The organism is Paraburkholderia sp. Tr-20389 (assembly GCF_017104565.1).
GTDB lineage: Bacteria > Pseudomonadota > Gammaproteobacteria > Burkholderiales > Burkholderiaceae > Paraburkholderia.
This window is the reverse complement of sequence record NZ_JAAGPD010000045.1, coordinates 1-22,419: the sequence shown is the minus strand read 5'-3', so window position 1 is coordinate 22,419 and position 22,419 is coordinate 1. Positions and strand designations below refer to the sequence as shown.

General features: G+C 64.3%; 18 protein-coding genes. 4 read left to right on the top strand and 14 right to left on the bottom strand.

Annotation, left to right across the window (positions count from 1 at the left end):
* The first annotated feature begins 5 nt into the window (after positions 1 to 5).
* The gene (gene malQ / locus G3N95_RS31945; protein WP_205974083.1) at positions 6 to 2,186 is read left to right on the top strand and encodes a 4-alpha-glucanotransferase; all 2,181 of its coding nucleotides are present in this window, start codon (positions 6 to 8) and stop codon (positions 2,184 to 2,186) included.
* A complete protein-coding gene (gene treY, locus G3N95_RS31940) occupies positions 2,183 to 5,017 on the top strand; it encodes a malto-oligosyltrehalose synthase (RefSeq protein WP_205974082.1) in 2,835 nt (944 codons plus the stop codon). The genes malQ and treY overlap by 4 nt, the downstream gene beginning before the upstream one ends.
* A 16-nt stretch (positions 5,018 to 5,033) precedes the next feature.
* On the opposite strand, the gene G3N95_RS31935 is transcribed toward treY, so the two are convergent.
* Together G3N95_RS31935 and G3N95_RS31930 are read right to left on the bottom strand one after the other, a co-directional pair.
* Positions 5,034 to 6,377, bottom strand: a complete 1,344-nt coding sequence (locus tag G3N95_RS31935; RefSeq protein ID WP_205974081.1) for a hemolysin family protein — start codon at positions 6,375 to 6,377, stop codon at positions 5,034 to 5,036.
* A 115-nt stretch (positions 6,378 to 6,492) separates the two neighbouring features.
* Positions 6,493 to 7,293, bottom strand: coding sequence for a HAMP domain-containing sensor histidine kinase (locus G3N95_RS31930; protein ID WP_205974080.1), 801 nt, complete (start codon positions 7,291 to 7,293; stop codon positions 6,493 to 6,495).
* A gap of 124 nt (positions 7,294 to 7,417) precedes the next feature.
* Between G3N95_RS31930 and G3N95_RS31925 the strand changes: the two genes are divergently transcribed.
* Together G3N95_RS31925 and G3N95_RS31920 are read left to right on the top strand one after the other, a co-directional pair.
* Complete coding sequence (locus tag G3N95_RS31925; RefSeq protein WP_205974079.1) at positions 7,418 to 7,759, top strand: FKBP-type peptidyl-prolyl cis-trans isomerase; 342 nt, start codon at positions 7,418 to 7,420, stop codon at positions 7,757 to 7,759.
* Between the two features lie 31 nt (positions 7,760 to 7,790).
* Complete coding sequence (locus G3N95_RS31920) at positions 7,791 to 8,564, top strand: AraC family transcriptional regulator (RefSeq protein WP_205974078.1); 774 nt, start codon at positions 7,791 to 7,793, stop codon at positions 8,562 to 8,564.
* An 801-nt stretch (positions 8,565 to 9,365) separates the two neighbouring features.
* On the opposite strand, the gene G3N95_RS31915 is transcribed toward G3N95_RS31920, so the two are convergent.
* The 12 genes from G3N95_RS31915 to G3N95_RS31860 form a co-directional block, all read right to left on the bottom strand.
* Complete coding sequence (locus G3N95_RS31915; RefSeq protein ID WP_205974077.1) at positions 9,366 to 10,550, bottom strand: O-succinylhomoserine sulfhydrylase; 1,185 nt, start codon at positions 10,548 to 10,550, stop codon at positions 9,366 to 9,368.
* Between the two features lie 122 nt (positions 10,551 to 10,672).
* On the bottom strand, positions 10,673 to 12,223 hold the full coding sequence (purF, locus tag G3N95_RS31910) for an amidophosphoribosyltransferase (RefSeq protein WP_205974076.1): 1,551 nt from the start codon (positions 12,221 to 12,223) through the stop codon (positions 10,673 to 10,675).
* Between the two features lie 135 nt (positions 12,224 to 12,358).
* The gene (locus tag G3N95_RS31905) at positions 12,359 to 12,853 is read right to left on the bottom strand and encodes a CvpA family protein (RefSeq protein ID WP_205974075.1); all 495 of its coding nucleotides are present in this window, start codon (positions 12,851 to 12,853) and stop codon (positions 12,359 to 12,361) included.
* A 7-nt stretch (positions 12,854 to 12,860) separates the two neighbouring features.
* The gene (locus G3N95_RS31900; protein ID WP_205974074.1) at positions 12,861 to 13,790 is read right to left on the bottom strand and encodes an SPOR domain-containing protein; all 930 of its coding nucleotides are present in this window, start codon (positions 13,788 to 13,790) and stop codon (positions 12,861 to 12,863) included.
* Positions 13,791 to 13,817: 27 nt separating this feature from the next.
* Positions 13,818 to 15,128: a bifunctional tetrahydrofolate synthase/dihydrofolate synthase gene (gene folC / locus G3N95_RS31895; RefSeq protein ID WP_205974073.1), complete on the bottom strand. Its 1,311-nt coding sequence runs from the start codon at positions 15,126 to 15,128 to the stop codon at positions 13,818 to 13,820.
* Positions 15,129 to 15,249: 121 nt separating this feature from the next.
* Positions 15,250 to 16,122, bottom strand: a complete 873-nt coding sequence (accD, locus tag G3N95_RS31890) for an acetyl-CoA carboxylase, carboxyltransferase subunit beta (protein WP_205974072.1) — start codon at positions 16,120 to 16,122, stop codon at positions 15,250 to 15,252.
* Positions 16,123 to 16,204: 82 nt separating this feature from the next.
* A complete protein-coding gene (gene trpA, locus G3N95_RS31885; RefSeq protein ID WP_205974071.1) occupies positions 16,205 to 17,020 on the bottom strand; it encodes a tryptophan synthase subunit alpha in 816 nt (271 codons plus the stop codon).
* A 32-nt stretch (positions 17,021 to 17,052) separates the two neighbouring features.
* A complete protein-coding gene (locus G3N95_RS31880) occupies positions 17,053 to 17,973 on the bottom strand; it encodes a site-specific DNA-methyltransferase (protein WP_205974070.1) in 921 nt (306 codons plus the stop codon).
* An 11-nt stretch (positions 17,974 to 17,984) separates the two neighbouring features.
* On the bottom strand, positions 17,985 to 19,178 hold the full coding sequence (gene trpB, locus G3N95_RS31875) for a tryptophan synthase subunit beta (RefSeq protein WP_205974069.1): 1,194 nt from the start codon (positions 19,176 to 19,178) through the stop codon (positions 17,985 to 17,987).
* A 59-nt stretch (positions 19,179 to 19,237) separates the two neighbouring features.
* Entirely contained in the window at positions 19,238 to 19,945 is a 708-nt protein-coding gene (locus G3N95_RS31870) for a phosphoribosylanthranilate isomerase (protein WP_205974068.1), read from the bottom strand.
* The gene (gene truA, locus G3N95_RS31865; RefSeq protein ID WP_205974144.1) at positions 19,942 to 20,745 is read right to left on the bottom strand and encodes a tRNA pseudouridine(38-40) synthase TruA; all 804 of its coding nucleotides are present in this window, start codon (positions 20,743 to 20,745) and stop codon (positions 19,942 to 19,944) included. The genes G3N95_RS31870 and truA overlap by 4 nt, the downstream gene beginning before the upstream one ends.
* Positions 20,745 to 22,419 (bottom strand): FimV/HubP family polar landmark protein (locus G3N95_RS31860; RefSeq protein WP_205974067.1); only part of this gene is annotated, 1,675 nt, incomplete at its 5' end. The genes truA and G3N95_RS31860, both read right to left, overlap by 1 nt.

Below are 22,419 nucleotides of genomic sequence, written 5' to 3'. Positions count from 1 at the left end.
CACGCGTGGCCACCACTCGACGCCCCGGTATTTCCATCGACACGCTCGCCGCGCGCGCGGGCTTCGAAGTCGAATGGGAAGACGCGCATCACAACAAGAAGCGCGTGCCCGACAGCACGCTTGCCGCGCTGCTCGAACGGATGGGCCTGCCGTGCGGCAACGCCACGCAGATCCGCCAGAGCGCCGCGGCTCTCGAAGCCGAACTGTCCGGCCGCAGGCTGCCGCCGTTGATGACGGTCGAATGCGGACGCGGCATCGCGCTGCCTGCCGCCGCGATCAAATCGGGTAGTCATTACCGGATCGAACTGGAAGGCGGCTCGCTGATCGACGGACGTTTCACTGCGCCCAAAGGCGAAGCGGCCCTGCTCTCGCCGATCGACGAACCGGGCTATCACACGCTCGTGCTCAACGATCACCGGATGACGCTCGCCGTCGCGCCCGCGAAGTGCTACACCGTCGCGGATGCGTGGCACGCAATGCACGGCGACGGCAAGCAGCCGCCGCCGCTATGGGGCATCGCCGCGCAGATCTACGGCTTGCGGCGCGTGGGTGACGGCGGCATCGGCGATTACACCGCCCTGACCACGCTCGCGATCGAAAGCGCGAAACGCGGCGCGCATGCACTCGCAATCAGCCCGACGCACGCGATGTTCAGCGCGTTGCCGGGATCGTTCAGTCCGTATTCGCCGTCGTCGCGTCTGTGGCTCAACGTCGCGCACATCGATCCCGCCGCCGTGTTCGGTGCCCAAGCCGCACAGGCCGCGCTCGATGCAGCGGGTGGCATCGAGGCATGGACGAAGCTCGAAGCAGAGCCGCTGATCGACTGGAAGACGGCCACGCCGTTGAAGCTCAAGACGCTGCGTGTGCTGTTCGAGCGCTTCTGCGCAAACGACCGCGCGCAGGACTCGCCGCGTGCGCTGGAATTCCACGGCTTCTGCGAGCGCGGCGGTCGCGCGCTGGAAGATCATGCGCGCTTCGAAGCATTGCACGCGTTCCAGTTGCAGCACGACGGGGAAGGCTACTGGCGCAAGTGGCCCGACGCGCTGCAAGACCCGCGCAGCCCGGAAGTCGAGGCCTTCGCGAACGAGCATCGGCATGAAGTCGAGTTTCATCTGTTCCTGCAATGGCTCGCATCGAAGGGACTGTCGCACGCACAGCATGCGGCGCGCGATGCGGGCATGGCGATCGGCCTGATCGCGGATCTCGCCGTCGGTTGCGATAGCGCGGGCTCGCATGCATGGTCGTATCGCGACGACATGCTGCACGGCGTGTCCGTCGGCGCGCCGCCCGATCTGTTCAACCAGGCGGGCCAGGCGTGGGGCCTCACTACCTTTTCGCCGCGCGCGATGCGCACCCAGGGCTTCTCGGCGTTCATCGACATGCTGCGCGCCGCATTCGCGTGCGCGGGCGGCATCCGCATCGATCACATTCTCGGGTTGCGGCGTCTGTGGCTCGTGCCCGAAGGCGAGCCCGCGAAGAACGGCGCGTACCTGCGCTATCCGCTCGAAGACATGCTGCGGCTCATCGCACTCGAATCGTGGCGGCATCGCGCGATCGTGATCGGCGAAGACCTCGGCACCGTACCGCCGGGCTTCCGCGAGCGGCTCAGCGAACATGGGCTCGCGGGCATCCGCGTGCTGTGGTTCGAACGCACGAAGGACGGCGAGGGCTTCAAGGCGCCGTCCGAATGGGACAGCGGCGCCGTCGCCACGACGACCACGCATGATCTTCCGACCGTCACCGGCTGGTGGCGCGGCGAGGACATCGTGTGGCGCAATCGCGTCGGGCAAACGGCGGCGCGGGCCGACGGACGCGATCCCGTCGCGCTCGCGCAGGCCGAGCGCGACGACGACCGCGCCGCGTTGTGGCGTGCGTTCCAGCAGGCAGGCATCGCCGCGCCCGATGTCGAACCGCCGCCAACCGACAACGCACCCGTCGACGAAGCGCTCGCGTTCGTCGCGGCCACGCCGTCGCCGCTCGTCACGTATCCGCTCGAAGACCTGCTCGGTCTCGCGGATCAGCCGAATCTGCCTGGCTCGATCGACGAGCATCCGAACTGGCGCCGCCGCGTGATCCAGCCCGTCGACGCGCTGTTCGCCGACGAAACGTTTTGCGACCGTCTGCTCGCGATCGAGCGGGCACGCACCGACTCAACCTCAGCTTCCTCGTTGTCCGATACGCCATGACCGTTCCGCGCGCCACGCTCCGACTCCAGTTTCATCGCGACTTCACGTTCGACGATGCGCTTGCGCACGTCGACTATTTCGCCGCGCTCGGCGTGAGCCATCTGTATGCATCGCCGATCACGACAGCCACGCCGGGCTCGACGCACGGCTATGACACGGTCGATTACGGCCAGGTGAGCGCCGAATGCGGCGGCGAGCATGGCTTGCGACGCCTCGCCGACAAGCTTCACGAACTCGGCATGGGTCTGATCGTCGACATCGTGCCGAACCACATGGGCGTGAGCAAACACAACGCGTGGTGGCAGGACATCCTCGAATGGGGCCGCCATAGTGCCTTTGCGCGGTACTTCGATGTCGACTGGCACTCGCCCGACCCGGCACTGCGCGGCAAGGTGCTGATGCCCGTGCTCGGCGCGCCGTATGGCGACGAGCTGTTCGCGGGCCGCATCGCGTTGCGCTTCGATGCCGACAACGGTCGCTTCAATATCGTCTATGCAGAGCACGAGTGCCCGGTGTGCCCGATCGATTACGCGGCCATTCTGCAATCGGCGGATCGTGCCGATCTGAGCGCGCTCGCCGACCGCTTCGCGCCCGTCACGACGCAGCCCGCCGATCATCCGCGCGCCGCCGAAGGCCGCGAAGCGCTGCGCGAATTCGTGCGGCAGAACGGCGCATCGGCCATCGAGTTCGTGCTCGAAGCGTATTCGCCGAACGACCCCGTCACGCGCGACCGCCTGCATCGGCTGATCGAGCGCCAGCATGTCCGGCTCGCGTGGTGGCGCACCGCATCGGACGAAGTGAACTGGCGGCGCTTCTTCGACATCAGCACGCTCGCGGCTGTGCGCGTCGAGCGCGCCGAAGTGTTCGACGCCGTGCATGCGCTGGTCTTCCGGCTCTATGCGGAAGGCGTGATCGACGGCTTGCGGGTCGATCATGTCGACGGGCTCGCGGAGCCGCGCGAATACACGCAGCGGTTGCGTCAGCGGCTGGCAGAACTGCGCGAGGGCACGACGCCGTATATCGTCGTCGAGAAAATTCTCGGACGCGGCGAAGCGCTGCGCGACGACTGGCCAGTGGACGGCACGACGGGCTACGACTTCATGAACGATGCGGGCGCGTTGCTGCACGATCCGGCTGGCGCCGCGCCGCTCGCCGAAGCGTGGGCCGAACTGAGCGGCCGGGCCGCGAATTTCGCCGACGAAGCACAGCCCGCACGTCGCAAGATTCTCGCCGAGAATCTGCCCGCCGAACTGGATCGCGTGTCGCGCGCGCTGCATCGGCTCGCGCGCGACAGCATCACCACGCGCGATTTCACTTACACCGCGATCCGCCGCGTGACCAATGAGCTTGCCGCGCACTTTCCCGTGTATCGCATCTATCCGCAGAACGGCTTGCGCAGTGCGGCCGACAACGTGTATTTCGACATCGCTCTGGAAGCCGCAAGGCAGACGGTTTCGCGAGCGGATCATGGCACGCTCGCGCGCGTCGATGCGTGGCTCGGCAGCGGCGCGGACGAGAACGGCAACGGACGCGGCGCCGCGTATAGCGCACAGCAGAACGGCAATGCGAATCCGTTCAATCACACGGCGTCGGCGCGCCGCACGGTGCAGACACTGTTCTCGCAACTGACGGCGCCCGTCGCCGCAAAGGCGATCGAAGACACGGCGTGCTATCGCTATGGGCGTCTGCTGTCGCGTTGCGAAGTGGGCGCGGATCCGGGCGAATTCGCGCTGACGGTCGAGCAGTTTCACGCGTGCAATCAGGAGCGCGCGCGACGCTTTCCGCACGCGATGCTGGCGACGGCGACCCACGATCACAAACGCGGCGAGGACACGCGCGCGCGGCTTGCCGTGCTCAGCGAAATCGCCGATGACTGGATCGCGACGCTGCGCGCATGGACGACGTTGAACACACCGCACCGGCGCGCGCTGAACGGCAACGCCGACGACTGGGCGCCCGGCCCCGGCGCCGAGGCGATGCTGTATCAAACGCTGGTCGGCTGCTGGCCGCCCGGACTTTCGCCCGACGACGAAGCGGGCGTCAAAGCGCTCGCGGAGCGTGTCGCGCAATGGCAGCTGAAGGCGCTGCGCGAAGCGAAGCTGCGCACCACCTGGCTCGCGCCCGACGAAGCCTTCGAAAACGGCTGCCGCGAGTTTCTGTTCGACATTCTTGCGCCGCAGCGTCGCGACGGATTTCTGCGCGAGCTAAGCGAGTTCGTTGCGCGCATCGGCCGGGCGGGAGTGGTGAACAGTCTTCTGCAAACGGTGTTGCGTCTCGCGTCGCCCGGCGTGCCCGATCTCTATCAGGGCACCGAACTATGGGACTTCAGCCTCGTCGATCCCGACAACCGGCGGCCCGTCGATTTCGCGCAGCGTCAGAAGATGCTCGGCGAAGCCCGGCCTTCCGACTATCTCGCCAAATGGCACGACGGCCGCGTGAAGCTCGCGATCATCCAGCGAATGCTCGCGCTGCGGATGCAGATTCCGGAATTGCTGAGCAACGGCAGCTATCTGCCGCTCACGGTGCAAGGCAAGCACGCGGAGCATGTGATCGCGTTCGCGCGGCGTCAGGGCAACTGCTGGGCGGTGTTGATTGCGACGCGGCTTTCGATGGCGCTGCTCGATCCCGCCAACGATGTGCCGCTGGTCGATCCGATTGCGTGGGACGACACGGCTGTGCAGATGCCCGAAGAGCTGTTCGGGCGCGCGTTATTCGACTGGCTGAGCCCTGCCGCGCCGAAGGTCGAGGATACGGGGCTGCTTTATTTGCGCGAAGCACTGACGACGATGCCCGTCGCGGTGCTCGTCGAGGACGGCGTGCCGCGTGTTTGAAGGTCAATCGTGAGGGTCAACCGCCTTCGTCGTCGAAGGTCTTCGGATAAACGCGTACGAGCACGATACGCGGCCCCTTCATTCGTTTGACGACCACGTCGAAACGGTCGAACTCCACGCGCTGCCCTTCTTCGGGCAAATCGGCGAGCGCGTTGATCACGAGACCGCCGACCGACTCGGCGCTGCCTTCGTCGATGTCGATACCGAGCGCGCGTTCCAGCGACACGACGGGCAGGCTGCCCTTGCCCATCAACGTGCCGTCGTCCATGCGCGTCCAGTCCGCATCGCCCTGGCGGAATTCGTCGTGAATCTGGCCGACAAGCGCGCCAAGCAGGTTGTCGAGCGTCAGAAAGCCGATCGGCTTCGCGTTCTTCTTGCCGACCAGCGCGAGATGCGGCGCGCCTTTGCGGAAGCGCCGGAACAGTTCGAGAGCGGGCATGTCGGGCTTCACGTACTGCACGGGACGCACGTAGCGCGACAGGTCGTCGAGCGTGCTGCCCGCATGGCGCGCGAGCAGCAGGTCCTTCAGGTGGATCGTACCCGCGACGCGTTCGCCCGTCGCATCTTCGAGCAACGGATAACGGCTGAAACGATGGCGCGCGACGATCTGCATATTGTCGCGCCAGGACAGATCACGGCGCAGGCTCACGAGCTCATGCGCCGGCCGCATCAGATCCGACACAGTCATGCGCGAGAAGTCCAGCGAATGCGCGATCGTGTTCCATTCGTCTTGCGAATAGGCGTTCTTGGGTGCGTCGAGTTCGTTCGTGACGCTCGCGTGGCGGCCACGCAGAATCAGCTTGAGTTCGTCCGTCGAGTAATGCGTGTCGCCGCCGTGATCGGCTGCCAGACCCGCGACGCGCAGCACTGCGTTTGCACTCGTGTTGAGCACCCAGATGGCGGGATACATCGCCCAGTAGAAACCGTAGAGCGGCATCGCGCACCACAGCGAAATCTGCTCGGCCTGACGGATGGCCAGCGACTTCGGCGCGAGTTCGCCGACCACGATGTGCAGGAACGAAATGCACGAGAACGCGAAGAACAGCGAAATGCCGTGGATCAACTGCTCGTTCTGGATGCCGAGCAGATGGAACACCGGGTTCAGCAGTTCGGCAAATGCCGGCTCGCCGATCCAGCCAAGCCCCAGCGACGCGAGCGTAATGCCCAGTTGACACGCAGATAGATACGCATCGAGCCGGCCATGCACCTTTGCAAGCAGCTTGCCGCGCAAGCCATGCTTCTCCGCGAGCGTTTGCACGCGCGTCTGCCGCAGCTTCACGAGACCGAATTCGGCGGCGACAAAGAAACCGTTGAGGGCAACGAGGAACAACGCGCCAATGAGGGCGACGACCTGGATCAAAGCGAAGGACTCCGGCAACAAAAGCCGTCAGTATAGAGTGCGAAAGGCACGCGAAAGAGGTGTGCGCACATGAACTGGCCATCCGGCCAGGTCACGCGCGCTTTGACATGTGCGCTCACGCGCCCGCGAGCGACACGCGCAGCTTGAGCGTGGAAGGTTGGCCGTCGGCAAATTCGCCCTGCTCGAACGCGCCGTCGTGCGCTTCCGCAACGCGCTTGCAGAGCGCCAGCACCCACGAAATGCGGCCGGCTTCGCGCGGGTGCATGGCTTGCGCACGCGCAAAATTTTCGAGCACATGAGGCAGCGCCGCGTCGGTCAGCGCGGCAGGCGTTGCTTGCCAGGAAACGGCGGCGCGGAACGTCGACGTATCGGCGTCCGCGTCGAGCGTGACCGTTGTGCCGCTCGCGCTCGCTTCCACGGCGAACGTGACGAGCAGCCACAGCGCGGCGGCAAGACGCTCGCGATCACCGTGCATCTGCTGCGCGGCGAGCGGCGTGTTCAGTGCGAGCGTGACGCCCCGCTGCGCCGCGAGTCCTTCGCGCACATCGCTGGTGGTTTCGTCGAGCAAAGGACGCAACGCGAACGGCGTGCGCTTCAGTGCGAGTGACTTCGTCTCGGCGCGGGTCGTATCGACGATCGATTCGAGCAGCTTCACCTGCTGCTCGACACCGTTGCGGATGCCTTCGAGCGCGCGTTGCGCGGTGGCGTCGTTTGCATCGATCTTGCGGTCGAGCACATAAGCCCAGCTATGAATGGCGTTCAACGGGCTGCGCAAGTCGTGCGACACCAGCGACAGCACGTGATCTCGCATGAAGAGCGCCGTTTCGACGCTGCGTCGCGCGGTTCGCTCGGTGACGGCAGGCATCTCCTCGTTGCTGCCGGAAGAAGACGGGGTAGACGGGGTCACGATCGACATCCTTGTTGACGGTTCATCGTTGATTGCGGTCTGGACATTATAGGCATGGCCGTTCGGCCAATCTTCGCGAAGGTATGACAAGCAGCCTACAATAGTGGTTTCGAACGATTACAAGGAGAAGCGCATGACTACTGTCACCACTGAGTCGGGCCTCAAGTACGAAGACCTGAAGGAAGGCACGGGTGCGGAAGCGAAGGCTGGCCAGACCGTCAGCGTTCATTACACGGGCTGGCTGACGGACGGCCAGAAGTTCGATTCGAGCAAGGACCGTAACGACCCGTTTGCGTTCGTGCTGGGCGGCGGCATGGTCATCAAGGGCTGGGACGAAGGCGTGCAGGGCATGAAGGTCGGTGGCGTGCGCAAGCTGACCATTCCGCCGCAACTCGGCTACGGCGTGCGCGGTGCAGGCGGCGTGATTCCGCCGAATGCGACGCTCGTGTTCGAAGTCGAATTGCTCGGCGTCTGAGCGTTTCCGCGTTTTATCGACGTTTTGTGATATGAGCCACGCCGTTATCGACGCGCCTAGTGTGTCCCTGCGCCGTTACGGCGCGGTGGAAGCGTCGGACGTGCACGATTTCCATCAGATCGTGCTCGGTCTGGACGGCTCGATGGTGATGGCCGTGGACGGTGTGGCACACGAAATCGACCGGGCGGCCGCATGGCTCATTCCAGCGGGTTCGCGGCACGACTATGCGGGTGTCGGCGAGAACCGGCAGCTCGTGCTCGATCTGCCGGCGTCCTCCGTGGCGGTGCCGCAGCGTTTGTTCGATCGGGCGCGCGCGGTCTTGATCGATGAGTCGCTCACGCAACTCGTTTCGCATATCGCGGGGCGTGCGACGGGGCATATCGATGGAGATGCCGCGTGGCGGCGCTTCAACTGGGATGCGGCTGCGAGGCTGTGTGCTGCGATCGTCGAGGATATGGGCACGGCGGATGCTGTGCCGGGCGCCGGTCTCGATTTCGCACGGATCGACGCATGGTTGCGGGCGCATTTGTGCGAGCCGCTGCGCATTGCGGATCTCGCTGCGCATTGCGGGTTTGGTATGCGGCGGTTTCATCAGTTGTTTATCGAGGCGTTCGGTGAGACGCCGCATCGGTATTTGCAGCGGCTGCGGCTCGATACTTCAGTTAGTTTGCTTGCCGATTCGCGTCGGTCTTTGACCGATGTTGCACTCTCGGTCGGGTTCGGTGATCAAAGCGCTTTTACGCATGCTTTTACGCGGCGGTTCGGGGTCGCGCCGGGGCAGTGGCGGGAAGGTCGTATGCGGTGAAGGTTGTCGTGGTTGGCTAGCGTCTGCGCTGGCATCCGCGCTTTGCCTTTGTGCTTCATGCGTTGCCCCTGTGCGGGGCGGCACTCACTTTCTTTGCCGCCGCAAAGAAAGTAAGCAAAGAAAGCGGGCTCACACCGCCAGTGCTAGTCGTTGCCTGCGGGCCCCCAACAGTTCTTACACTTCACGCGGCAACGCATTTGTTTGCGCTCGTTGCCAGCGTGCTAACTGCGCGCATCCCCCACTTCACACTCCCACGTCACGGACCGCGTTACCAGACGTTCGCGGCCGCCCAGGTGGCAAACTGTGTGTAGGGTGTCGCACCGCATGCGTTCGCGATCCTACGACACCGATCCGCTTTTCAGTCCGGAGTGGTGCATCTATGTCGAGACGGCCTACACACAGTTTGCCACCTGGGCGGCGTAGACGAGTCGCTGCCGTTGGTTGTGCTACGGGTGAGTGGAGTGGGTGATGCGCCGGTTCAAGGCGTTGGCAACGCGCCTGAAATAGAACATTGCCGCGTGGAGTGCAGGACCCGTTGAGGGCCCGCAGGCAACAACTAGCACTGGCGGTGTGAGCGGCTTTCTTTTGCCTACTTTTCTTTGCCGCTGCAAAGAAAAGTAGGTGCCGCCCCGCACAGGGGCAACGCCAGCAAACCAGAAGCACAACGCGGATGCCAGCGAAAGCGAAAGCGAAAGCAAAAGCAAAAGCAAAAGCAAAACCAAAACCAAAACCGCAGAGCAAGAGCCAAAAGGCGTAGCCCGCGCCGAGAAGGCAAACATGGCGACTGCGTCGCAGACAAAACTACAAACCCTTAGCGAGATCCCCGCGAATATCCGAAGGATCTTCCAAACCAACAGCAAGCCGAATCAACCCTTCGGTAATACCCGCCGCCGCGCGGGCCTCCTCGCTAAGACGCCCATGCGTGGTAGTAGCAGGATGCGTAATCGTCGTCCGCGTGTCGCCGAGGTTTCCGGTGATCGAACAGATCTTCGTGCCATCGATCACACGCCACGCATTCGCGCGCATCTGCTCCGGCGTGTCGCCCTTCATTTCGAACGACACGATCGCACCACCCGCCTTCTGCTGACGCTTCGCGATCTCATACTGCGGATGCGATTCGAGCCCCGGATAGAACACGCGCTTCACAGCCGGATGCTGATCGAGCCAGCGCGCGATTTCGAGCGCATTCGCCGACTGACGCTCGACACGCAGCGACAGCGTCTCCATGCCCTTCAACAAAATCCACGCGTTGAACGCGGACAGCGTCGGACCCGCGCTGCGCACGAACGGAAACACCTTTTCCATAATGAACTGCTTCGAGCCGACCAGCGCGCCGCCAAGCACTCGTCCTTGTCCGTCGAGGAACTTGGTCGCCGAGTGCATCACAACGTCCGCGCCCAGTTTCAACGGCTGTTGCAGCGCCGGGCTGCAAAAACAGTTGTCGACGACGAACAGCGCATTCGCGGACTTCGCGATCTTGCTGATCGCCTCGATATCCGCAATCTCCGTCAGCGGGTTCGACGGCGTTTCAAGGAAAAACATCTTCGTCTCGGGACGCACGGCGTTCTTCCAAGCGTCGAGATCGGTCGGATCGACGAAGGTCGTCGTAATGCCGAACCTGGTGAATATCTGCGAGAACATGCCGAGCGTCGAGCCGAACAGGCTCTGCGAACTAACGAGGTGATCGCCCGCCTGCAACGCGGACATCACCACCGACATGATCGCGCTCATCCCCGACGCCGTCGCCATGCACGCCTCACCGCCTTCGAGCGCCGCAAGACGTTCCTGGAACATCGTCACGGTCGGATTCGTGAAGCGCGAGTACGTGTAATAGTCTTCGGAATTCTTAAAGCGCTCGGCGGCTTCTGCGGCACTCGCAAAGACGAAACTCGACGTCAAAAAGAGTGCCTCGGAATGTTCGCCGAAATCGCTGCGCAACGTGCCCGAGCGGACCGCGAGTGTGTCGAAGTTGAGAGAGTCGTCCATGTTCGTTCTATTCCGTTTTCAGGTCCGCGCGTGAGCAATAAAAAAGCCCGCTTTGCGTCGGCATAAGCGGGCTTTGTGTGCGCGAAATCGGCTGAGCCGTATTTCGCGCGATGCTTCCGGCCTTACTCGACCGACAACTGCAAGTGCAGTTGCGAACGTGCAGCGCCACCATCGATCGCTTCACTCGCAGCGTCGCGGTCCGATTGCGCGGACGGCGCGAGACGCGCGGATTCGATACGGTCGAGGTATTCCGACGTCACATCGCCCGTGATGTAGTTGCCGTCGAAGCACGATGCCTCGAAGTCCTTCAGCGCCGGGTTGATGTCGCGCACTGCATTCTTCAGCGCGTCGACGTCTTGATAGACAAGGAAGTCGGCGCCGATCAGGCGCGCCACTTCTTCATCCGAGCGGTCATGCGCGACGAGTTCGCTGCGCGTCGGCATGTCGATGCCGTACACGTTCGGGAACTTCACGGGCGGCGCCGCCGAAGCGAAGATCACCTTGCTCGCGCCCGCATCGCGCGCCATCTGCACGATTTCGTGCGAGGTGGTGCCGCGCACGATCGAGTCGTCGACGATCAGCACGTTCTTGCCCTTGAACTCGATGCCCATCGCGTTCAGCTTCTGGCGCACCGACTTCTTGCGCACCGCCTGCCCCGGCATGATAAAGGTGCGGCCCACGTAACGGTTCTTGAAGAAGCCTTCGCGGTACTCGACACCGAGCTTCGCGGCGACCTGCATCGCGGCGGGACGCGACGAGTCCGGAATCGGCATCACGACGTCGATCTTCACGCCTTCCGGCAGTTCGCGCAGGATCTTCTCGGCCAGATAGTCGCCCATGCGCAGACGAGCGTTGTAGACGGGCACGCCATCGAGCACGGAATCCGGACGGGCCAGATACACGAGCTCGAAAATGCACGGGTTCAGGCTCGCATTCTGCGCGCACTGCTGCGCGTGGAAGTTGCCGTCGAAGTCGATGAAAATCGCTTCGCCCGGCGCAACGTCGCGCACGAATTCGAATCCGATGCCTTCCAGCGCCACCGATTCCGACGCCAGCATCCATTCCGTGCCCGACGCCGTTTCCAGCTTGCCGATACACAGCGGACGAATGCCGAACGGGTCGCGGAAACCAAGCAGACCGTAGCCGGAGATCAGCGACACGATCGCGTACGAGCCGCGCACGCGGCGGTGCACGCCGGACACGGCCCTGAACATCGCCGCCGGATCGAGTTGCAGGCCCGAGCTTGCCGTCTGCACTTCGTGCGCGAGCACGTTGAGCATGACTTCGGTGTCGGAATTCGTGTTGATGTGGCGGCGGTCGACGCGGAACATCTCGTCTTTCAGCTGCTGCCAGTTGGTCAGGTTGCCGTTGTGCGCGAGGATGATGCCGAACGGCGCGTTCACGTAGAACGGCTGGGCTTCCTCTTCGCTCGACGCGGAACCCGCCGTCGGGTAACGCACCTGGCCGATGCCGCTCGTGCCGGGCAGGCTGCGCATGTTGCGCGTGCGGAACACGTCGCGCACCATGCCGTTCGCCTTGTGCATGTGGAAAGTGCTGCCGTTCGCCGTGGCGATGCCGGCTGCGTCCTGGCCGCGGTGCTGCAACAGCAGCAGGCTGTCATACAGCAGCTGGTTGACGGGAGACTGGGAAACTACGCCTACGATGCCGCACATGGCATGTCCTTCAAAGGGTACGAAATTCGATCAGTGCGGCCTGCCTGGGAGACAGCCGCGCGCGCCGTGGTTCTGCATGCTTCACCAACGGCCCGCCTTGTCATCCGCCTTCGCCCCTTGCGTGCAACGCGATCGTTACACGTGGACGTAGGCGGCGAGCGTTTCGGGAAGCAGAGGCTTCAACTCTCGCACGCCCTGCTCGGCGTAGGGCCGCAGCAGCGCGTTGCGCCAGAATTCCTGTTTGGGCAGTTCGGTCAAGCCAGAGAGGGCGACCAGAACCAGCACCAATATGACCCCGCGTACGAGGCCGAACATCAGTCCAAGCGAGCGATCCACACCGCCCAGGCCGGACACCTGCACCAGCCGGTGCAGCAAAGCGTTTGCCACGCTCGCCACCAGAATCACGCCGATGACGATGGCTGCGAACGCGATCAGCCACTGCGTCAGCGCGCCGCCCGGCCAGTTCGCCGGTACAAAGGGCACCAGCAGGCCCACGAAGCGCGCCGCCACCAGAAACGCGACCACCCAGCCGATCAGCCCGAACACTTCGGACAAAAAGCCGCGCCAGCCGCCGCGCAGTGCCGACAGCGCGATCACCGCCATTACAGCGTAGTCGAACGCGGTGAACATCGCCGGATTACTGCGCAGTGCCGTTGTTCGCACCCGACGACAGACCGGCCTCGCGCACCTTCGCGATGGCCGCCGACGCCGCCGCACGATCCGCAAACGGACCGGCGCGCAACAGGGTGCGGGTAGAGCCGTCAGCCTGCTTGCGACGCTCCGTATATGCGGGCACGCCCGCCGCTTTCAACTTGTTCGCCCACGTGTGCGCGCTCGCATCGTCCTGGAACGCGCCGAGCTGGACCGCGAACCGGCTGCCGGGAGGCGTCGCGGGCGTGCCCGTTTCCGTGCCGGAGGCGGCCGCCTGCGCAGTCTGCGTCGATTGAGCCGCTGCGGGTTTCTGTTCCGGTTTTGCTGCGGGCTTTGCTTCGGCCTGCGGTTTCGCCGCGGGCTTGGCGGGCGCGTCGTTTGCAACGATGGCGGGCGCCTGCGGCTTGGCCGGCGTCATCGCGATCGGCGCGTTCTTGCTATCGCTGCCGCGTTGCGACGCCACGGCACCCGATGCCGCCGTGCCCGATGCCGTAGCAGCCAGACCCGAAGCCGCCAGCGCGGCATCCGGCGCAGCCGGATTGTCCGGCGCGACGCCTGCTTGTGTATCGGTGTCTTCAGCCGCGCGCGATTTCGACACGGGGCGATTCGGAATGTCGATGGAAATGTCGTCGGTGACGGGCTTCGGATGCGAATCCAGCACCATCGGCAGAATCACGACGGCGGCGATCACCAGCGCAATCGCGCCAACGAGGCGGCGACGCGCGCGCTGCTTTTCAGGAAGCGTCGGATCGAGCAGCATCGCGTCGGCGTCGCCGGAACGCTCCGTGCGACGGCTTCGCCGTTCGACCCGCTCCGCGCGTTCAGCGCGCTCGGCACGACTACTGCGACTGGAACTGGAGTTTGCGCCGCGCCGCGTAGGTGCGTCGTCTTTCTTGCCGAACGAGAAAATACCCATGAATGGCTTGGTTCGAGGCCCGCGCGTTCAGTGTTGCTGCGATTTACGGTAGGCCATCACGCCTGCAACCGTATAGAAACTGCCGAAAACCACGATTCTATCATTGTCGGAGGCTCGTTTTAGCGCATCCTGGAAAGCTTCTGCCGGGGTAGCGAAACGCTTGACGCCGCTGTCCGGCCCATCGGTGACGTCCGCATCACGCAGCGCGGCTTCCAGTTCTTCAGCGCTGGCGGCGCGCGGCGTCGGCAGATCGGTCACGTTCCAGTGATCGATTTCGCCCTTCAGATGGCTCAGTACACCCGCGATGTCCTTGTCTCGCATCGAGCCAAATACCGCGTACGTGTACGGAAAATAGCCCATGTTGCCGAGGTTCTGGCCCAGCACGGCGGCAGCGTGCGGATTGTGGCCGACGTCCAGCACGATCGACGGCTTGCCCGGCAGTACCTGGAAGCGCCCCGCCAGTTCGACGTTCGCGAGCCCGAGACGGATGTCCTGCGCCGACACGGGGAGACGGTCGCGCAATGCCTCGAGCCCGGCGAGCGCCGCAGTCGTATTGATCAACTGATTCGCGCCGCGCAGTGCGGGATAGGCCAGCGCGGAGCGGCGCATGGTCGGGCCGATGTAGCTCCACTGCTGGCGCTCGTTGCCCGGTTGCGCTTCGTAACGGAAATCTCGTCCAAATAGCCACAAATCGGCGCCAATTTTCTCGGCATGGTCGATCAGCGTCTGCGGCGGAATCGGGTCGGCGCAAATTGCCGGCTTGCCGGCGCGGAAGATGCCCGCTTTCTCGAAGGCAATTTTGTCGCGTGTATCGCCGAGGAAGTCGGTGTGATCGATGTCGATGCTAGTGATGATCGCGCAATCGGTATCGAGGATGTTCACGGCGTCGAGGCGGCCGCCCAGACCCACTTCGAAGATCACCGCGTCGAGGCCGCGCTCTGCGAACAGATGCATGATCGCGAGCGTCGTGAACTCGAAATACGTCAGCGAAACGGGCTCAGGCAGCGACTGGCGCGCCTTTTCGACGGCTTCGAAATGCGGCAGCAAGTCCGCGTCCGTCGCCATTTCGCCGTTGATCCGCGCGCGTTCGTTGAACGACAGCAGATGCGGCGACGTGTGGCAGCCGACGTTGTAGCCCGCGCGCAGCAGGACGGATTCGAGGATCGCGCAGGTGGAACCCTTGCCGTTCGTCCCGCCGACCGTAATCACCGGGCACGCGAACGATAGTTGCAACGCGTCGCGCACCTTGCTGATGCGCGCAAGGCCCATGTCGATTCCGACAGGATGGGCGGATTCGAGGTGCGTGAGCCACGCGTCGAGAGTGGGGAAAGTGGTCATCTGAAAAACTGGCAGTGCGGACCGGAATTATCCTAGAAATGACAACGCGCCGCTTGATTACCTCTCGCGGCGCGTTGGCTTTTTCTGCTGGCCGTATGGTTCATCACGGCCCAAAGCGGTGTCAGGCGACGGCGTCGGCCGGCTGGCGCGTCAGCAGCGCCATCAGCTGCGCGAGTTCTTCGCGCAGCTTGCGACGGTCGACGATCATGTCGATCGCGCCCTTTTGCAGCAGGAATTCGGCACGCTGGAAGCCTTCCGGCAGCTTTTCGCGCACGGTCTGCTCGATCACGCGCGGGCCGGCGAAGCCGATCAGCGCCTTCGGCTCGGCGATCACGACGTCGCCGAGAAAAGCGAAACTCGCCGACACACCGCCCATCGTCGGATCGGTCAGCACGGAAATGAACGGCAGCTTGGCTTCGGACAGCTTGGTCAGCATGGCCGTGGTCTTCGCCATCTGCATCAGCGACAACAGGCTTTCCTGCATCCGCGCACCGCCCGACGCCGTGAAGCAGATGAACGGCACATTTTGCTCGATCGCGTTCTGTGCGCCGCGCGCGAAGCGCTCGCCGACCACCGAACCCATCGAGCCGCCCATGAACGCGAACTCGAAGCACGCCACGACGACAGGCAGCGTGTGGATCGCGCCGCCCATCACCACCATCGCGTCGGTTTCGTCGGTCTCGTCCATCGCCTCTTTCAGACGATCGGGATACTTGCGGCTGTCCTTGAACTTGAGCGCGTCGACGGGCAGGATTTCCTGGCCGATCTCATAGCGACCTTCCGGATCGAGCAAGCCGTCGAGCCGTTCGCGCGCGCCGATCCGCATATGGTGGTCGCACTTCGGGCAGACGTGCAGATTAGCCTCGACGTCGTTGCGGTACAGAACCGCTTCGCACGACGGGCACTTGATCCACAGCCCTTCCGGAATGCCCTTGCGGCTCTTCGGGTCGGTTTGCTTGATTTTCGGCGGCAACAGTTTGTCGAGCCAGCTCATGATGATTCCTTCCAGGATTCGCGATACGCACGACGGCGCAGCAGATACTGCGTCGCCATGCTAACCGCGACAAAAATGTTGTTTATCGGGCAGTCGCGCCGATGCTGTCGAGCGCCTGGCGAATCTCGCTGATGAAATTCGTCAGTTTGCCGGCAGCGGACTCGGGTGCTGCTTCTTCGAGCAATTGCACGATACGGCTGCCGATCACGACGGCATCGGACACTTCGGCCACCGCGCGCGCAGATTGCGCGTCGCGAATGCCGAAACCGACGCCCACCGGCAGCGGTACGCGCGACTTGATGGCCGGGATTTTACCCGCGATGCTCAAAACGTCCAGATTTGCAGCGCCCGTGACGCCCTTCAGCGACACATAGTAGACGTAACCGGACGCGATTTTACCAACCTCCGCGATGCGCTCGTCCGTCGATGTCGGCGCAAGCAGGAAAATCGGATCGATCCCCGCCGCCTTCATCGTTTCGGCGAAGTTCGCCGATTCTTCGGGCGGATAGTCGACGACCAGCACGCCGTCGACACCGGCGTCCTTCGCAGCCGCGGCGAAAGCATCGGCGCCCATGCGCTCGATCGGGTTGGCATAGCCCATCAGCACGACAGGCGTCTTGTCGTCCGTTTCGCGGAAGCGCTTGACGTCGGCCAGCACGTGTTTCAGCGACACGCCCTTCGCCAGCGCGCGTTCCGACGATTGCTGGATCACCGGACCATCGGCCATCGGATCGGAGAACGGCACGCCGAGTTCGATGACATCGGCGCCGCCCTCGGCGAGCGCATGCATGAACTCGACCGTGCGCGCCGGATCGGGATCGCCGGCGGTCATGAACGGGATCAGACCTTTCTTACCTTGCGCGGCCAGCGCCGCGAACGTGGATTGAATACGGGACATGGAATTTTTCTCGAAGTCGATGACTGCGCCAATCAGGCCTGCGCCGTTGGATCGGCAATGATGGCCTTGCTGCGACGAGGAACGGGCGGCGGCGGATTTGCCGCCAAACTCACGCGTTCTCGCGCTATCGCGCAGTAACTTTCGTTGATCTCATAGCCGACGAATTCGCGTTTCTGACGGGCGCAAGCGACCGCCGTCGTGCCGCTTCCCATGAAGGGATCGAGCACGCGGCCGCCCGGCGGACAACTTGCAAGGACCATCCGCTCGACGATTTCGAGCGGTTTCTGGGTGGGATGATCAACCCGCTCCGCGTGCTGCCGGTGCAGACGGGAGACCGACCAGACGTCCTTCGGGTTGTAGCCGAGCTCCAGCCACTTGCTTCCTTCGAACAACTTACGCGAACGCGCCTTCTTCGTGACGGCATCGTACGGGATGCGGACGGGATCGAGGTCGAAATAATAGTCTTTCGACACCGCGAAATAACCGATGTTGTCGTGCACCGACGTGAAACGGCGCGTCGTGCCGCCCATGCTCGGCACGCGCCGGTCCCAGATGATCTCGTTGATCATCATGAGCCTGCTCTTCAGAAAGACGAAGATTTCCGGCGCGTACTGCCATGTGCAGAAGATATACAGCGAACCCGACGGCTTCAGCTTCGGAATAGCGAGATCGAGCCAGGCACGCGTCCAGGCGAGAAAATCCTCGCCCGAGCGCATGTCGGAATCGTTGCCGTAGTCCTTGCCGAGGCCGTAAGGCGGATCGGCGACGATCAGATCGATCGAGCCGTCCGGCAGATTCGCTGCATCGGTCAGAAAATCGCGGTTCAGGAGCTGTATGCCGGCCGGCACGGCCAGCAACGGCGCGGCTTCCGCCCGTTGCAATGCCTCGGCGACGCCGGCTTCGGCGTCGCCCTTCAGCGCGGGCGGCTGCGGCTCCTCGAACTCGTCGCGCATCGTCGCGGCGCTCAGAACTGGATGCCCGATCGCTCGGCGACCGTGTGCATGTCCTTGTCGCCGCGGCCCGACAGGTTCACCAGAAGGATTTTGTCCTTCGGCAAGGTCGGCGCGAGCTTCGCCGCGTACGCGAGCGCGTGGCTCGACTCCAGCGCGGGAATGATGCCCTCGATGCGGCAGCAATCGTGGAACGCCTTGAGCGCTTCCTCGTCAGTGATGCCGACGTATTCGGCGCGGCCGCTGTCCTTGAGCCACGCGTGCTCAGGACCGACGCCAGGATAGTCGAGACCCGCCGACACCGAGTGCGTCTCGATGATCTGGCCGTTTTCGTCCTGCAGCAGATACGTGCGGTTGCCGTGCAATACACCCGGGCTGCCGCCGATCAGGGACGCCGCGTGGCGGCCCGTGTCGATGCCGTCGCCGGCCGCTTCTACGCCGATCAGCTTCACCGATTTGTCGTCAATGTACGGGTAAAAGATCCCCATCGCATTCGAACCACCGCCAACGCATGCGATCACAGCATCCGGCTGACGCCCCGTCAGTTCCGGCATCTGCACCTTGCATTCGTCGCCGATCACGCGCTGGAAATCGCGCACCATCATCGGATACGGATGCGGACCCGCCACCGTGCCGATGATGTAGAACGTGTTTTCCACGTTCGTGACCCAGTCGCGCATTGCTTCGTTCAGCGCGTCCTTCAGCGTGCGCGAGCCGGATTCGACGGGCACGACGGTCGCGCCGAGCAGCTTCATCCGGTAGACGTTCGCGGCCTGGCGGCGCACGTCTTCCGCGCCCATGTACACGATGCACTCCATGCCGAAGCGCGCCGCGATGGTCGCCGTCGCCACGCCGTGCTGGCCCGCGCCCGTCTCCGCGATCACGCGCGGCTTGCCCATGCGCTTCGCCAGCAGCGCCTGGCCGATCACGTTGTTCACCTTATGCGCGCCCGTGTGGTTCAGATCTTCGCGCTTCAGATAAACCTGCGCGCCGCCGAGCAGTTCGCTCCAGCGTTGCGCGTGATAAACCGGGGAAGGACGACCGACGAAATACTTCAGTTCGCGCTCGTATTCGGCGATGAAGTCCGGGTCTTGGGAGTATTTCTCGTACGCTTCGCGCAGTTCATCCAGCGCATGCATAAGCGTTTCAGCGACGAACACGCCGCCATATTGGCCGAAATGGCCACGTTCATCGGGTAAGTTGTACATATTCCGTCACTCTTCTCAGCTTGCCGCCCCGCACGTGAATGCGCAGCGCGGCCAGGGAATCATCGGGCGTCCGCTTCGCGCACCGCGCGCACGAACGCCGCCATCCGGGCGTGATCCTTCACGCCCTTTGCGCCCGACACTTCGATGCCGCTCGAGACATCGACCGCGTACGGACGCACGCGATGAATCGCATCACTGACGTTTTGCGTGTTCAACCCACCACTCAAAACGGCCCGACGCGCGAGCTCTTCTGGAATAAGTGACCAATCGAAGACCTTCCCGCCGCCGCCGTAGCCTTCGACATGCGTGTCGAACAGGAGACCACTGGCGGCCGAATAGTTAAGCGCCGATTTTACCAAATCGGCCGGCTCAGTATCAGCCGCAACGCGCAACGCGCGCAACCAAGGCAAACCCGCAACGCCCGCCAGTTTCTCGCACTGCTCGGGCGTTTCGTCGCCGTGGAACTGGAGCATCGTCAGCGGCACGTTGCAGATGACTTCGCTGAACCACTCGGGTGAGGGATTCACGAACAGGCCGACCACCGACACGAACGGCGGCACGTCGCGCGTCATCTCGACCGCCTGCGCCACGCTCAGTGCGCGCGGGCTCGGCGGGTAGAACACGAGGCCGATCGCATCGGCGCCGAGATCGATGGCATGGGCGACGTCGGCGGCATTGCCGAGCCCGCACAGCTTGATGCGGGTGCGGCGCGGCAAGGCGTCGGCGGCGGACGAAACGCTTTCGGCTTGTGTGTCGGCGGAAGTCATGAGTCGGTCCAAACGGTGCTCCACGGAACGCTGCCCGCCTGCGGCGCAGGCACGGCAAACGTCTCAGGATAGCCCACTTGAGCAAGATACAGCCCGTCGGGCATGAAGGTGGGCGCCGCTTGCTTCCGGTCGCGGCCCTGCAGGACTTCCGCGAGCCAGGCGGCCGGATAGCGTCCGCGGCCCACGGCCACGAGGCAGCCCATCAGGTTGCGCACCATATGGTGCAGGAACGCGTTGGCCCGGAAGCGGAAGTGGATGAAATCGCCCTGCGGCCGGATGTCGATCTGATACAGGTGCTTGACGGGCGTCTTGGCCTGGCATTCCGACGAGCGGAACGCCGAAAAATCGTGCTCGCCGATCAGGCAGGCGGCCGCCTCGCGCATCGCGTCGACGTCGAGCGGCGTGTGAATCCAGCCGGCGCGGGACGCGAGCATCGGCGAGCGCACGGGATGCACGTACAGCGCGTAGTAGTACGTGCGCTCGAAGGCCGAAAAGCGCGCGTTGAACGCTTCCGGCATCGGCTTGGCCCATTGCACGGCGACCGTCGACGGCAGGAACGCGTTGGTACCCCGCACCCACGAAAATTCCGCACGGTCGAGTTCCGTATCGAAATGCACGACTTGCCCGAGACCGTGCACGCCCGTATCCGTACGTCCCGCCACGACCGTCTGCAGCGGCGTCAGCGCGAACTTTCGCAGCGCCCGCTCGAGTTCGTCCTGAACCGTCTTGCCGTGCGGCTGCGACTGCCAGCCGCAAAACGCAGCGCCGTCGTACTGGATGCCAAGCGCGATCCGCGTCATCACGAAAGCGGCGCGAGCGTCGACAGCAACGCGCGTGCGTCGGCGCGCGTGTCGGCATCGTTCGATTCGATGACTTCGTTGATCAGCGTCCGTGCACCGACGACGTCGCCGAGATCGATGTACTCCGCCGCGAGATCGAGCTTGTTGCGAGCGATGCGCGCGATCTCGTCCGGCGAGAACGACGGCACGACCTGCGCCGGCGACGGCGGCAGTTCGAGATCGAAATCGAGCTTCAACGCGCCGAAGCGCGACGCACCCAACCCGGCGACGGCCGCCGCGCCCGCTGTGCCGGCGATGATCTGATCGGCGACGGCAGGCGATTGCGGCAGATGCGAAGGCACCGCCTGCTGCGCGGTGATTTCGGGCGCGACGACGGGTTGCGTCGCCAGTGAACCCGGCGACGTCACGGCTGATTCAGCCGACGCATGCGACTCGGTGCGCGGCGGCAACGCGAAGTCGTCGATGCTGTCGAGCGCACGCATGGCCTCGCGTGGGAATTCGTGCGGCACGGCCGGTTCAAGCGGCGGCGGTGCGCCGAGCGGCAGCGAGGCCGGGATGTTCTGTTCCGCCTCGTCTTCTTCGAAGTCCGCACGCGCTTCGTCGACCGCCTCGGGCAGCGGCTCGATCAGTTGCTCGTGCTGCGCAGCGGGCTCGACGTGGCTCAGCTGGATCGGCGGCGCGGCAGACGCAATGGGCTGCTCGAAGGTCGGCTCGATCTGCGCCGAACCGTGCGCCGGCCCGAGGTTGAGCATGAACGGCGTGGGCTTTGCCTCCGATTCGTCGTGCGGGGCTTCGATCGGCTCGGCGAAATGCGGCTCGACCGGCTCGTGGATCGGCGTTTCGTCGAGCGACAGATCGGCGACGGGTGTGTCGGCAGCGGTTTCGTCCGGCGTCAGTTCCTGTTCGCGGGCGGTCTGTTCCAGCTCCGCGGCTTCGGCAGCACGTGCTTCTTCACGCGCCGGATCGAGCGATTCGCGCGGCAGCGCGTCGGCGCCGAGCGTCGCAGCGGCATCGAGTGCGGCTTCGGCGGACGCGGCATGGAACGTTTCCGGCTCGGCTCTGGATTCGGCCTCGTGTTCGGTTGCATGCGAGCTTGCGGTAGCCTCGTATGCAGCCGCAGCACCGGCAGCCGCACTGCCGTCGTGCGAGGGCGCTTCCGACTCTTCCTTCTCCGTCGACGGTACTTCGTCGCGCGGTGCGAACGCACGCGGCTCAGTGGCAACCGGCGCGACGGACGGTGTTTCATCCTCGTGCGCCATTTCCGCGCTCGCCGCTTCCTGCGCGCGCCTGGCCTTACGGCGTCGGCGCATCGTCAAACCGGCCAGCAGCGCCACGAGCGCAGCGCCGGCGATAGCAGCAGCGCCCAGATATTCCTGCGGGATTCCCGTTGCCGGACTGGCGGACGGGGCCGCCGACGGCGCGGCGTGAGCCGGTGCGCTGGCGCCGGGAGCCGCGTTCGAGGGCTGCGTCGCGCCCGTTCCCGCCGCGGGATTCTCATTCGTGCCCGGCTGCTTGCCGATGCCGTGCTTCTGCAACTCCATCAGCACACGATTCTTCAGCGCCAGCAACTGCTGCAAGCTCGATGGACGCGCCTGCGAAGCGGGCTGCGCATTGGCGGCTGGCGCGCCCGGCGACGTGGCAGCGGGCTCGCTGCCCTGAACGGAGCCGGTGTAA